Genomic DNA, 13,999 nt, shown 5'->3' on the forward strand with positions numbered 1-13,999 from the left:
TAAAACTCTCAAAAAGGGAAAAATTAATGTTAGCAACTGCACATATTGTTGATGTAAATGAATCAAATATTCAACAAATTATAGAACAATCCATGACTAAACCAGTTATGATGTATTTCTATTCAGAACGTAGCCCTCATTGTGCAGAGCTTGGCGCAACATTAGATAAACTGGCAGCCGAATTTGCTGATCAATTTATTTTGGCAAAATTGGATTGTGATGTTGAACAAATGATAGCCTCACAATTTGGACTACGTGCTATTCCAACTGTTTATATTTTACAAGAAGGTCGCCCAGTTGATGGTTTCCAAGGCCCTCAACCTGAAGAAGCGATCCGCCAAGTATTAGCCAATGTATTACCAAAACCAGAAGAGTTAAAAGCGGCGCAAGCGGCGCAATTACTTTCTGAAGGAAAAGCCGAAGAAGCGTTACCTCTACTCAAAGAAGCACATCAACTCGCACCTAAAAACAGTGAAATTACGCTCGCACTGGCGGGGGCTTTAATTTCTTTAAATAAAAATGAAGAAGCTCAAACTCTGTTAATAACTATCCCATTACAAGATCAAGACAGTTACTATCATAGTTTGTTAGCCCAAATTGAATTACAAAAACAGGCTGCTGATACGCCTGAAATTCAACAATTACAGAATGATTTTAATCAACAACCTGAAAATACCGATCTTGCCATTCAACTTGCACTAAAATTACATGAAGTTGCTCGTAATGAAGAGGCGTTAGCGTTGCTATTTAGCTTTATCAAAAAAGATCTAAATGCAGGTGATGGACAAGTTAAGAAAACCCTGATGGATATTCTATCAGCCTTAGGAACTAATGATAATTTGGCGTCGAAATATCGTCGTATGGTGTATTCTTTACTTTATTAATTTTATTATCTTATCAAGAAGACTTAGGACAGGTATATGGAAATAGTCATTGGTATTATCATCTTATTCGCTATTATTTTAGTTTTATGCGGTGTTAAAACCGTTCCACAGGGTTATCAGTGGACTGTCGAACGCTTTGGTCGTTACACTCGTACTTTGGCTCCAGGGCTTCAAATTCTCGTGCCATTTGTTGATCGTATTGGTCGCCGTATCAATATGATGGAACAAGTACTTGATATTCCTTCTCAAGAAGTTATTTCTCGTGATAACGCCAACGTCAGCATTGATGCCGTCTGCTTTATTCAAGTCATTGACCCTGTAAAAGCGGCGTATGAAGTTAATAATCTTGAGCTTGCGATTATCAACTTAACATTAACGAATATCCGTACCGTATTAGGCTCAATGGAACTTGATGAAATTCTTTCTCAACGTGACCAAATTAACAGCCGCCTTTTACTAATTGTTGATGATGCAACAAACCCTTGGGGTATTAAAATTACCCGTATTGAAATTCGTGATGTCCGTCCACCAAAAGAATTAATTTCTGCAATGAATGCTCAGATGAAAGCAGAACGTACTAAACGTGCTGATATTCTTGAAGCTGAAGGTATTCGTCAAGCGGCGATCTTAAAAGCTGAAGGTGAAAAACAAGGACAAATACTGAAGGCGGAAGGTGAGCGTCAATCTGCGTTCTTACAAGCAGAAGCTCGTGAACGTGCTGCAGAAGCAGAAGCCAAGGCAACACAAATGGTATCTGAGGCCATTGCAAAAGGTGATATGCAAGCCATAAATTACTTTGTTGCACAAAAATATACTGATGCACTATCTCAAATTGGCTCAGCTAATAACAGTAAAGTGATTATGATGCCATTAGAAGCAAGTAATCTCATGGGCGCGATTGGCGGTATTTCTGAATTACTTAATACCAAAAAAAGTGACTCTGGCAACAAGAGCAATTAATTATGATGGAATGGATTAGTGCTCAACCTGCACTTTTCTGGCTTTGTCTTGGTGGCTTGCTGTTAATTACAGAAATGTTAGGAACAGCAGGATACCTTTTATGGTCAGGAATGGCGGCGCTGTGTGTATCGTTGATCACATGGATATTACCCATTAGCTGGCCTATTCAAGGTGTTTTATTTGCGCTCTTAACGGTTATTAGTGCTGTGCTTTGGCACCTTTGGCTTAAACGCAGAAAACTATCAAAAGAAGCTGAAAACTTAAATCAGAAAACACATCAACTGATTGGTGTTCATGCTGTTTTATTATCAGATACTGAAAATGGTTTTAGTCGCGTAAAATTAGCTGATGGCAGTTGGCGTGTTTATTCAGACACGCCATTACTTGCCGGCGATAAGGTAACAGTAATCTCAATTGATGGTATTACCTTACAAGTGATTGCGTTTAAACCGACTGTTTCTGATGATGACAACACCCTGACAAATGATTGATGATTGGGCAATCAGCACCATCATCACCAGGACATTCGCTAGCTAATAAAAGTAATCGCTGGCGAATGGCATTAAGCTCATTAATTGTTTTTTCGATTTCAGCCACTTTTTTTAAGGTGGCTTCTTTCACGTCAGAACTATGACGAGAAGGATCTCTTAACAACATCAATAAAGCCCTGCACTCTTCTAAACTAAAACCAACCTCTCTCGCTTGGCGTAATAAAGTTAACTCTTCAATATGTTGAGCTTGATAATAGCGATAGCCGTTTTCACCTCTTTTGGGTGGGGTTATCAAGTCTTTTTCTTCATAAAACCGAATAGCTTTAGCCGTTAATCCTGTTTTAGTTGCTATTTCACTAATATTCAAAATTCCCCCTTGACCTTCCCCTCGCGGAAAGGTTTAGCCTTTATCACTGATAAGAAAAAACCTTTAAAGAAAGCAAGTTACCGAATATTGCGCAATAATAGAGGTAACGCTTTTATGATGGAGATAATTAACATGGCAAAAACTATAATATTCGCACTAAAAGGACTTTCATGCTCCCATTGTGTTAATAGTGTAAAAAAAGCACTTGATGCTCGCAATGACATAGAGCAGGCAATTGTAACTATTCAATACGCTAAAATTGACAGTGATGCAACCGCTGAAAGTTTAATCAAAACAATTGAAGATGCAGGTTATGAAGCAAGTGTTGCAACACTGCCCGACGTAAAACTAAGCCTAAGTGGGCTTAACTGCATGAAATGTGTCGGTAAAACTGAAAAAGCATTATTAGCCGTTGAAGGTGTTGCCGCCGTTAATGTGACAAAAGAGTCAGCCGAAATTTTTGGTGACGCGACTGCGGATACTTTAATTGCAGCGATAACAGCTGAAGGCTTTCAAGCAAGCTTAGCGCCCACAGACAACACAATTCAGTTAACGCTATCGGGTTTAAATTGTGGTCACTGTGTCGGTTCAGTTAAAAAAGCGCTAGAAAATACGGCAGGGGTTGAAACGGCTGACGTTGAATTAACTCACGCAAAAGTAACCGGTTCCGCAACCGCTGAAACCTTAATTACTGCCATTAAAGACGCGGGTTTTGAAGCACAACTCGCAGGTACTGATTTCCCAAAAACTGAGCCGCTGACGCAAACGCATGCACAACTGGAAGCATCGTCAGCGGCTATTTGTGATATTCCAGTTGAGAATACTGATATTGATAATGGCGCTGAAATCGATGTTGATGATGACAGTAGTGTTCAACTTTTAATTGATGGCATGACCTGTGCAAGTTGCGTCAACAAGGTTCACAAAGCATTACAATCCGTTGATGGTGTTGAAAATGTGCGTGTAAATCTGGCTGAGCGCAGTGCATTAGTGACCGGTGAAATCGATCATGATGCTCTTGTGACTGCGATTGAAAAAGCGGGTTATGGCGCTGAAATTATTCAAGATGATGTAAAACGCAGAGAACGTCAGCAAGAAGTTGCTGTTGCCAATATGAAACGTTTTCGCTGGCAAGCGACATTAGCCTTAATTGTTGGCATCCCTGTAATGATTTGGGGAATGATTGGCGACAATATGATGCTCACAGAAGCCAATCATAGCATTTGGTTAGGCATTGGTATTGTAACGCTATTTGTGATGGTTGTTGCGGGTGGGCATTTCTATCGTAGCGCATGGCAGAGTTTAAAAAACCGCAGTGCAACAATGGATACCCTCGTTGCATTAGGAACAGGAGCAGCATGGCTCTATTCTATTACCGTGAACTTATGGCCAGAAGTGTTCCCGGCTCAAGCTCGACATCTCTATTATGAAGCCAGTGCAATGATTATCGGTTTAATCAATCTGGGTCATATGCTTGAGCAAAGAGCGCGTCAACGTTCATCTAAGGCACTAGAACGACTATTAGATTTAACGCCACCAACAGCAAGAGTGATCACTGAAAACGGTGAAGTTGAAATGCCATTGGCGGATATTAAACAAGGAATGACTTTACGTTTAGCAACGGGTGATAAAGTACCGGTGGATGGGGATATAATCCAAGGCGAAGTGTGGATGGATGAGGCAATGCTAACAGGTGAGCCAATTCCGCAGCAAAAAACCGTGGGTGACACTATTCATGCGGGAACAACGGTTCAGGATGGCTCAGTGCTATTTAAAGCGGCAGCCGTGGGAAGCAAAACAACACTTGCACGTATTATTAAATTAGTTCGTCAAGCGCAAAGTAGTAAACCCGAAATAGGTCAATTAGCGGATAAAATTTCAGGCGTATTTGTACCTGTTGTCGTTGTTATCGCGCTTATTGCAGGTGCTATTTGGTATTTCTTTGGCCCGTCACCACAAATTACCTATGCACTGGTCATTATCACAACCGTTCTTATCATCGCATGCCCTTGTGCTTTAGGTTTAGCTACGCCTATGTCGATTATTTCAGGTGTAGGTCGCGCGGCTGAATACGGCGTGTTAGTCCGTGATGCAGATGCACTACAACAAGCGAGTAAGCTAGATACTTTAGTCTTTGATAAAACCGGTACATTGACAGAAGGTATGCCTCAGGTCACTGAAATTCATACTTTCAATCAAGTAGATGAAACTCTAGCGATTACCTTAGCCGCTTCTTTGGAAAAAGGATCTAATCACCCATTAGCCAAAGCTATTTTAACACGAGCTGAAGGCATTCATTTACCTGACGTAAACAAGTTTCGTACCTTAGCAGGTATGGGATTAAGTGGTGAAATTAATGGTAAAACGGTACTTTTAGGTAACCCTAAATTAATGGTCGAATCGGGTATTGATATTAGTGAAGTGAATTCATTAATTGATTCTCAAGCCTCCAAAGGGGTAACGCCGGTTTTATTAGCGCAAAACGGCAAAATTGCGGCATTACTTTCTATTCGCGATCCAATCCGTGAAGATACCGTAAGTGCATTACAACGTTTACATCATCAAGGTTATCGTCTAGTGATGTTAACGGGGGATAATCCAATTACCGCAAATGCAATAGCAAAAGAAGCGGGTATTGATCAGGTTATTGCAGGCGTCATGCCTGAAGGTAAAGCACACGCCATTACAGAACTTCAAGCTGAAGGTCGTCGTGTTGCCATGATTGGGGATGGTATTAACGATGCTCCCGCATTAGCTAAAGCAGATGTCGGTATTGCCATGGGAGGCGGTAGTGATATTGCGATTGAAACAGCCGCGATTACCTTAATGCGTCATAGTTTGCATGGTGTTGCCGATGCGCTTGAGATCTCAAAAGGTACGCTACGCAATATGAAACAGAATTTATTCGGCGCCTTTATCTATAACAGCTTAGGTATTCCTATTGCAGCAGGTATTTTATACCCATTTACAGGTACATTATTAAACCCTGTCGTTGCAGGTGCCGCAATGGCGCTGTCTTCAATCACGGTTGTAAGCAACGCAAACCGCTTATTACGTTTTAAACCCAAGCAATAACACCTAAATATTTATTAAGATATATTATATTAGAACCTCTTTTACTGATCGGTAAAAGAGGTTTTTTATTATCTTATTTTAACATTTCTTTAATGATTACTATTACTATCAACAAGTTAAAAAAAAGCCGATATTTCTATCGGCCAGTCAAAGAGGAATTTCTCATTATACAAGAGAGTCATCACTCCGCTCTCTTAACGCTAGGATAGCAATATATTATTAAACTTTCATTCATTTTATTAATCTACATAAAAAATATATATTTATAAAAAAGGAACAAAATAAAAAAGGGAAATTTTTATTATTGTTTATAATCAAAATAATTCTTATTATATATTTCTATTGCTAATACCTTAAAAGGATTTAAAAATGAAAGTTAATAAGTTACTTATTGTTTCGTTACCACTAATTTATTCTACAAATGTTTTTTCTAATAACTCAATAATAGAAACATATTTTAAATCAGATAATGATAAATATATTAAACATCAAAAATATTTGCGTAGTTTTGAAAATTTCAAAAATGAACAACAAGAGAGAATTGACGCATATTATCGAAGTTATATTTCTTCAAATGATAATGGTGAGGAGGTAACTGTTGCAAAACCTTTATTCGAAGAGATAGTCCAATCTTTAAGAAATAATAACCAAAGAACTGATCTAGATTTAATAAAAAAAACAGGATCTATAGATCTAACCAATTATTCAAAAAAAGAGAAAAACGAAATTACTAAAGTATTAGATCAAGAATATAAAAGATTAAATAATAAAAAATCACCTGATACACAAGCAAAACAAGACTTATTGACCGATCTAAAAACTTTATCAAGGACAATTAAAAACAGTGCTGAAAATGAAACTTTTATTATTTATAACAATAAAACAATAACAAAATCAATATTTGACGTTATTGATCATGACCTACGAATGATTACATCTGTTTCACAAGGTGTACTTATTGAAGTGGAAACTGAAATTGAAGGTAAGTTTAAAAATATACATAGTGATTTATCTCAAAAAGAACACTCAATAAATGAAAACAAAAAAGAGATAAATACGCAAGCAACAGCAATTGGTCAAGTTGCAAAAAGCGCTTATGAAAATAAAATAAAGACAACGACTCAAGAAAAAACACTTGGTGAAGTAAAAGAATTAGCCAATAAAAATAGAAAAAATATAGATAACCAAGAAGAAACACTTGATAAAGTAAAAGAAATCACCAATGAAAATAAAGAGTTGGTGGATAAATATTTAGTTAACGATTTTCAGGTTAATGGTGAATCTAAAAACTTAACAAGTCATTTTAATTCTTTATATATGGAAAGTTTTTTAAATAGAGAAAATATTAATTCGGTTAGAAATGATTTTGAACACTTTAAACATGAAACAAATAATCGTTTCTATAAAGTTGAAAAACGTGCCAACCAAGGTATTGCTTCTGTTGCGGCAATGAGTCATTTGCCTTTTACTGATTCAGCAACATTTAGCACGGCTATTGGCATCGGTAATTATCGTAATGCCACAGCCCTTGCTTGGGGTATGCAATATCGTATTAATGAAAATATTAAAGTAAGAGCTTCTACCGCATGGAATAACGCAAATAGTTTTGTTTCAGCAGGAGGTGTTGGGATCAGTTGGTAACATTAACTTGATAAAGTAAACAAAGTGAAAGGTGACTGCTCCTCGCCGTAAACGGCGAGGCTTCCCACTTCTCAGACCGCAACCCTCTGTACGACGGATTTACGCGGGTCTCCATGGGCTGAAACGACGAGTCCCGCCGCGTGTAATTCCAATATGCCCTTGTGTCGGATATTGATTGCCGCATTGATATCTCGGTCATGTTCAACTCCACATTCAGGGCATTGCCAGATACGCTTATGTAGTGGCATTTCTGACATTTTATGACCGCAGCAATGACAGGTTTTCGAACTGGCAAACCATTGATCCAGTTTTACCAGATGGACGCCTTTTTCTGCGGCTTTATATTCCAGCTTTGTGATAAAACCATGCCAGCCTGCATCACCGATAGCGCGAGCCAGACAGTGGTTTTTCATCATATTCGCCGATTTCAGTGTCTCGACAATTACCGCTTGGTTTTCGTCAACAATTGCACGAGAGAGTTTGTGTTGAAAATCAGCACGGGCATTGGCTACCCGTTCGTGTACACCTGCAAGCTGTATTCGGGCTTTACGGCGATTAGCACTCCCTTTTTGCTTGCGAGATAAGGCTTTTTGTTTTCGACGTAGGTGACGGCTGGCATTGATAAGGTGGCGCGGATTAGCAATCTTATTGCCGTCTGATTTGATGGCGTAATGACTCAGCCCCACATCAAGCCCCGTGATATTTGATATCAATGTTGGCTTTGCCGGTGCTTCTACCCCGTCATCACAGAGTAGTGACGCATAGTATTTTCCGGTTGCGCTGCGGCTCAGTGTGATACTTTTCAGCGCCCCCGTAATTTCACGATGTAAACGCGCTTCAATCGGTGCGATTTTCGGGATTTTTATCGCGCCATCAATGACTTTGATCCCGACACAATGATAGCTAGATTGTCTGCCATGCTTACTTTTAAACGTGGGAAAACGGGCTTTTAGTTTCGGATTAAAAAAGTTGGAGAAAGCCACGTCAAGGTTAATCACCGCCTGCTGCAATGCTATGGAGTCATATTCTTTAAGCCACCCATATCTGCGGGATTTTTTCGCCACTGCAAGCAGCGGTTTAAGGTCTTTACGCGGGTTTAAATTTACGCCGTGCCGCTGGTAAGCGTCTTTCTTGATGTGCAGCGCTTTGTTGTACGCAAAACGAACCGCACCGAACTGAGCGTTGAGATATTCAGCCTGTTCTGGTGTTGGGTAGATGCGTACTTTTGTTGCTCTTAACATCATCAGCGCTCATTGATATAATGTTTTTATTTTAACATATTAGGGCAATATATCAATTGAGTAATCATGATGATTTACTGGCGGGATCCCTCAGAAAGCGGCACAGTGTCAGTAAACTGGTCGTGCCTCTGATCTTTACGACAAAGTATCGACGTAAGCTATTTGACGGACAGATGATCGCTCAACTGCGTGATGCATTTGACTCCGCTACGGCAAAACTTGAATGCGAAATTATTGAGATGGACGGAGAGCCTGACCATGTGCATCTGCTGGTTGCTTACCCGCCAAAACTGACGGTCAGTGTGATGGTCAACAATCTGAAATCAGTATCGTCGCGCCTGCTGCGCCAGCAAAACACACATTTACGGACGCAAAGTAAAACGGGACTTTTGTGGTCAAGGTCGTACTTTGTCTGTAGCACCGGAGGGGCAACGATTGAAACACTCAGAGCCTACGTTCAGAGCCAGTCAACGCTTGATTGATCTTTAAAGCCCTGCGGGCTTTATATCCCCGCCCGCACTGGGCGAGGGTTTACGGCGTTTTTAGCTAAGTAAATACTTGGTTTTCACTGTTTCATTCAATTAGAAATCCGTTATGCTGAGACTTAGTGACCGACACTAAAAGGAGCAGATAAAATGACGGGTATTTTTCAAAAAATCAAACATTGGGTAGGAATAAAAAATACGGTCCATTACCCTTACCCCGCTATTGATATTACGCTACCTAATCATGTTTCTTTACACCTTGTGGGGAGTATCCATATGGGGATCCCCACAATGTCACCACTTTCCAATGTACTTATCAACGAAATAAAAAATGCAGATGCGATTATAGTTGAAGCTGATATCTCGACAAACGTTCAACCTTTTGATCAAGCATCCCTTTTTAGAGAGTCACTAGAAACACGCTTAAATAGCGCTCTTTTTTCGCAAGTTACACAGCATTGTGAAGATCTATCCCTTTTTCTTTATCAACTCGACAATAAGCCACTTTGGCAAATCGCCTTAATTTTACAATCTACCCAAGCGATGCAACTTGGATTACAACCTCAATATGGTATTGATTATCAAGTTATCCAACATGCTAATGAATACGAAAAAAGCATTATTGAACTCGAAGGCATTGAGAGTCAGGTCGCATTATTATTAGATTTCCCTGATGATGGTCAGCAATTACTCGAAGACACACTAAAAAATTGGCACGAGAACGCACGTACATTGCAAATCATGATCAATTGGTGGTTAAATTATGATTGTAGAGAAAAACAACCACCTTTACCGAATACCTTTAGTAAAGCAGTATTTGATATTTTAATGGAAAGTCGTAATCAAAAATGGGTAAATATATTATCAAAATTACCCGCTGGCCGTTATGTTGTCACGGTAGGTGCCCTTCATTTATTTGGTGAAGAGAATTTGATCGATTTATTGATGCACCAAGTATAAAGATATTGTTGTGACCTTATAAATAGGAATAACTATGACTCCCGCTGTAAATTTACTGGAAAAACAAAAAATCAAATTTACCCTTCATCCTTATGAGCATGATGCTAATGTCCATAATTTTGGTGATGAAGCTGTTGAAAAATTAGGTTTAGATAATCGCCAAGTATTCAAAACGCTTCTAGTTTCTTTAAATGGTGATGCTAAAAATCTTGCTGTTGCCGTAACACCAGTTTCTGGTCAGTTAGATTTAAAACTTGTTGCTAAGTGCTTTAAGGCAAAAAAAGCAGATATGGCAGATCCTCAAATTGCACAAAAAGTCACCGGTTATTTAGTGGGGGGAATAAGCCCATTAGGCCAAAAAAAACGTCTACCAACAGTGATTGATGAACAAGCGCTTGAATTTGACACTATCTTTGTCTCTGGTGGTAAGCGTGGCTTAGATATTGAATTATCGGCGGAAGATTTGGGATCTGTGTTAGGTGCTCAATTTGCACTTATTCGTAAAGAGTCATAATCATTAATGATTTCTTATTTTAAGGTTCATCCTCAAAATAAGAAATTAACGTGATTTAGCGCCAAAATAAAAGGCGACAATAAATGTCGCCTTTTGCTTATATAAACGTTATTGATAAGCTTTATTTTTTGTAAACAATTTCGCCTTTAGGTTCGAAATCAGCCGCTTTCAATGGAGAGTGAGATTCGATATAACCTTTTAATACTTCAGCATCAACAAAACCGGTATTCACATACGCAGGATGAGTATCAATCTTAGGATAACCATCACCACCAATACCGTTAAAGTTTAGTGTCGCCATACGGTAAGTTTTCGTTTTATCTATTGGTTTGCCAGCAATTTTAACATCGCTAACGTTACAATCTGCATCTACGGTTAAGCTAACATTGTAGAATTGTGCATAAGCACCAGAGTCTACTTTCATACATGCAACCGCCGATAAATAAGGCTCGACTTCTTCACCTTTGAAATCAACATAAACCAGTTCATTCGCGAAAGGTTGAACTTTCAGTACATCTTTGTAAGTGATATCACCAGATTCAATAGAATCACGAACACCACCACCACTCATAATTGCAAAATCTGCATTCGCACGTTCAGCTTGAGCTGATAATAATAAACGTGCCATATTGGTTTGAACAAAACGAACTTTACTACGGTCACCTTCTAATTTACCAACAACCTCACCCACTTTAACATTTAATTGCTCACCGCCTTTTTCTTGATAAGGCGTCAACAGTTTCATCATTTCAGGGTTATGAGGAATTTCTTCTGTATAGTAAACAAGTTCTGTTGTACCGTCGTCTTTCTTCACTTTCTGATTTAAGTTGATTGGGATTAATTGGTAATGTTTTAACGTGAATTCACCATTACGGAATTCAAAGTCTGCACGACCAACATATTTACCCCATTCATGAGCCTGAACAATCCATGTACCATTTTGGTTATCTGGCGCACAAGGTGTTCCCGGTACATAATCCGCTTGTTTGTAATTTTTATTCTCTTGAGACATACAAACAGGATCTTGTGAGTGACCACCCACAATCATATCAAGATAACCTTTTGGCAATGCACGTGCCATTTCCACATCACCTGGTGCATTAGAGCCGTGATTACCATCATCGTAGTGACCCATATGAGTTGCTGCGATAATAATGTCTGGTTTTTCCGTTGTACGCAGTTCTTCTACAACTTTTTTAGCCTCATCCGCCGGCTTGCGGAACTCAGTGTCTGGGAAGTTTGCTGGATTACCAATACGCACAGTATCATCCGTAGTCAAACCTAATACTGCAATTTTAACACCTTGCTTATCAAAAATGGTGTAAGGCTTAAATAAGCGCTCACCTGTGCTTTTTTGATAAATATTTGCAGATAAGAATGGGAACGTTGCCCATTTTTCTTGTTGGCGTAAAACATCTAGTGGATTATCAAATTCATGGTTACCCAGAGCCATGGCATCATAACCCACAAGATTCATACCTTTAAAATCAGGCTCTGCATCTTGTAAATCAGATTCTGGAACACCGGTATTGATATCACCACCAGATAACAACAGTACACTACCGCCTTTTTTAGCGACTTCATCACGAATGTTATCAACAACTGTTTTTTGTGCAGCTAAACCATATTCGCCACGATCGTTATGCCAAAAATGGCCATGGTGATCATTGGTATGCAAAATAGTAATTTCGTAGGTTTTATCCTTTTCCCATGCCTGAGACATCACAGGCGTCATCGCTAAAGAAACGGTCAACGCGCATGCTGATAATTTAAAAGATAAGCTCATGGTATATCCCCATGTATATTATTTATTGAGAAGGTTCTGCCATGGTTCTACTGTAGAAAAAGAAGACAGAAGTTAAATACTTTTGCTGTATTTTATGACGTAGGTTATATAATTTTTTTATTATTTCATTGATCCAATAGTTTTTTTGAGACATCAATCAAACTCTATTTCTCATAAAAGCACCCAACTCCAAATAGATGTAAAATAAACCAATAAAAATAGAAACAATTTATTAACAAAACAATGTGACAGGGAATTAAAATGAGCAATGCCGATCCAACGCATCCCCAAGAAGAAACTGACGTTTTACAACGAAAAGCCAATAAGCGTAATACGGTTTTTAGTATTTTAACGGCGATCAGTTTTTCACATCTTCTCAATGATATGATCCAATCATTGATATTAGCTATTTACCCTATGCTGCAATCTGAGTTTTCTCTCAGTTTTGTACAAATAGGGATGATAACGTTGACGTATCAAATTACAGCATCCTTATTGCAGCCTTTTATTGGGCTCTATACTGATAAATACCCTAAGCCTTACTCATTACCCATTGGTATGGGTTTTACGCTAACAGGGCTTATTCTCCTCGCCTTTGCAAATACATTCCCAATGTTATTACTTGCTGCAGGATTAGTCGGTACCGGATCCTCTGTTTTTCATCCTGAGTCATCTCGTGTTGCTAGAATGGCATCAGGTGGAAGACATGGATTTGCACAATCACTCTTTCAAGTAGGCGGGAATTTAGGGAGCTCTTTAGGCCCTCTTTTGGCTGCTTTACTGATTGCACCTTATGGCAAAGGCAATGTCGGTTGGTTCTCCCTTGCTGCATTGCTAGCCATTGTAGTGCTATTACAAGTTAGCCGTTGGTATAAAATTCAACAAGAAGCTCAGAAAAAACAATCTAAAGGACTAAACAACAAAATACGATTGCCACGTAAAACCCTTTTAGGCTCTCTGGCCATTTTACTTATTCTGATTTTTTCTAAGTATTTTTATCTTGCAAGCATCAGTAGCTACTATACTTTCTATTTAATACATAAATTTGGCGTTTCAGTACAAAATGCACAAATTCACCTGTTTGTATTCCTCTTTGCTGTCGCTGCTGGCACCATGATTGGTGGTCCCCTAGGCGATAAAATTGGCAGAAAATATGTTATTTGGGGATCTATTCTCGGCGTTGCACCTTTTACGCTAATACTGCCTTATGCCAGCCTTTACTGGACTGGCGTGCTTACTGTTTTCATTGGTGTAATATTAGCTTCAGCATTTTCTGCTATCTTAGTTTATGCTCAAGAATTAATTCCGGGCAAAACTGGCATGGTTTCAGGGCTTTTCTTCGGGCTTGCTTTTGGGATGGGAGGGATTGGTGCTGCGGTATTAGGTTATATTGCAGATCTGAAGAGTATTGAATATGTCTATCATATTTGTGCTTATCTCCCACTATTAGGTATTTTCACCCTATTTCTCCCTAATTTTAGGGTAGATAAAACTGAATAACTTGTAATTCTCCCTGTTATCTAAATGAATGAGTAACAGGGTATTTCTTACTTTAAAAGGTAAGACTGATTAAAATAACATAAAAAATCGCATTT

Annotated in this window: 12 protein-coding genes; 9 read left to right on the forward strand and 3 right to left on the reverse strand. The window is 38.8% G+C overall.

Annotation, left to right across the window (positions count from 1 at the left end; genetic code table 11):
• Nucleotides 1-26 precede the first annotated feature (26 nt).
• From SB028_RS15045 to SB028_RS15055, 3 genes are read left to right on the forward strand one after another with little or no spacing between them, the layout of a single operon-like run.
• The gene (locus SB028_RS15045; protein WP_069368354.1) at nt 27-884 is read left to right on the forward strand and encodes a co-chaperone YbbN; all 858 of its coding nucleotides are present in this window, start codon (nt 27-29) and stop codon (nt 882-884) included.
• A 36-nt stretch (nt 885-920) separates the two neighbouring features.
• The gene (locus SB028_RS15050; RefSeq protein WP_006533996.1) at nt 921-1,844 is read left to right on the forward strand and encodes an SPFH domain-containing protein; all 924 of its coding nucleotides are present in this window, start codon (nt 921-923) and stop codon (nt 1,842-1,844) included.
• 2 nt (nt 1,845-1,846) lie between these two features.
• On the forward strand, nt 1,847-2,335 hold the full coding sequence (locus tag SB028_RS15055) for an NfeD family protein (RefSeq protein WP_069368353.1): 489 nt from the start codon (nt 1,847-1,849) through the stop codon (nt 2,333-2,335).
• Here SB028_RS15055 and cueR read toward each other — a convergent pair.
• Complete coding sequence (gene cueR, locus SB028_RS15060; protein ID WP_069368352.1) at nt 2,289-2,702, reverse strand: Cu(I)-responsive transcriptional regulator; 414 nt, start codon at nt 2,700-2,702, stop codon at nt 2,289-2,291. The genes SB028_RS15055 and cueR overlap by 47 nt on opposite strands.
• Before the next feature lie 132 nt (nt 2,703-2,834).
• On the opposite strand from cueR, the gene copA reads away from it, so the two are divergent.
• Both copA and SB028_RS15070 read left to right on the forward strand, forming a co-directional pair.
• A complete protein-coding gene (copA, locus tag SB028_RS15065; RefSeq protein WP_069368351.1) occupies nt 2,835-5,777 on the forward strand; it encodes a copper-exporting P-type ATPase CopA in 2,943 nt (980 codons plus the stop codon).
• 369 nt (nt 5,778-6,146) lie between these two features.
• Complete coding sequence (locus SB028_RS15070) at nt 6,147-7,418, forward strand: YadA C-terminal domain-containing protein (protein ID WP_069368350.1); 1,272 nt, start codon at nt 6,147-6,149, stop codon at nt 7,416-7,418.
• A gap of 71 nt (nt 7,419-7,489) precedes the next feature.
• Here the strand turns inward: SB028_RS15070 and SB028_RS15075 are convergent, their stop codons facing one another.
• The gene (locus SB028_RS15075) at nt 7,490-8,659 is read right to left on the reverse strand and encodes an RNA-guided endonuclease TnpB family protein (protein ID WP_318860131.1); all 1,170 of its coding nucleotides are present in this window, start codon (nt 8,657-8,659) and stop codon (nt 7,490-7,492) included.
• Between the two features lie 56 nt (nt 8,660-8,715).
• On the opposite strand from SB028_RS15075, the gene tnpA reads away from it, so the two are divergent.
• From tnpA to ybaK, 3 genes are all read left to right on the forward strand, one after another.
• Nucleotides 8,716-9,141, forward strand: a complete 426-nt coding sequence (gene tnpA, locus SB028_RS15080; protein ID WP_318859658.1) for an IS200/IS605 family transposase — start codon at nt 8,716-8,718, stop codon at nt 9,139-9,141.
• A 153-nt stretch (nt 9,142-9,294) separates the two neighbouring features.
• On the forward strand, nt 9,295-10,104 hold the full coding sequence (locus SB028_RS15085) for a TraB/GumN family protein (protein ID WP_069367343.1): 810 nt from the start codon (nt 9,295-9,297) through the stop codon (nt 10,102-10,104).
• A gap of 34 nt (nt 10,105-10,138) precedes the next feature.
• Nucleotides 10,139-10,618, forward strand: a complete 480-nt coding sequence (gene ybaK, locus SB028_RS15090) for a Cys-tRNA(Pro)/Cys-tRNA(Cys) deacylase YbaK (RefSeq protein WP_069367342.1) — start codon at nt 10,139-10,141, stop codon at nt 10,616-10,618.
• Nucleotides 10,619-10,739: 121 nt separating this feature from the next.
• On the opposite strand, the gene ushA is transcribed toward ybaK, so the two are convergent.
• The gene (gene ushA / locus SB028_RS15095; RefSeq protein ID WP_069367341.1) at nt 10,740-12,404 is read right to left on the reverse strand and encodes a bifunctional UDP-sugar hydrolase/5'-nucleotidase UshA; all 1,665 of its coding nucleotides are present in this window, start codon (nt 12,402-12,404) and stop codon (nt 10,740-10,742) included.
• Nucleotides 12,405-12,665: 261 nt separating this feature from the next.
• Between ushA and SB028_RS15100 the strand changes: the two genes are divergently transcribed.
• Nucleotides 12,666-13,904, forward strand: coding sequence for an MFS transporter (locus SB028_RS15100; RefSeq protein WP_069367340.1), 1,239 nt, complete (start codon nt 12,666-12,668; stop codon nt 13,902-13,904).
• Nucleotides 13,905-13,999: the final 95 nt, after the last annotated feature.

This window comes from Proteus vulgaris, assembly GCF_033708015.1.
Taxonomy (GTDB): Bacteria; Pseudomonadota; Gammaproteobacteria; order Enterobacterales; family Enterobacteriaceae; genus Proteus.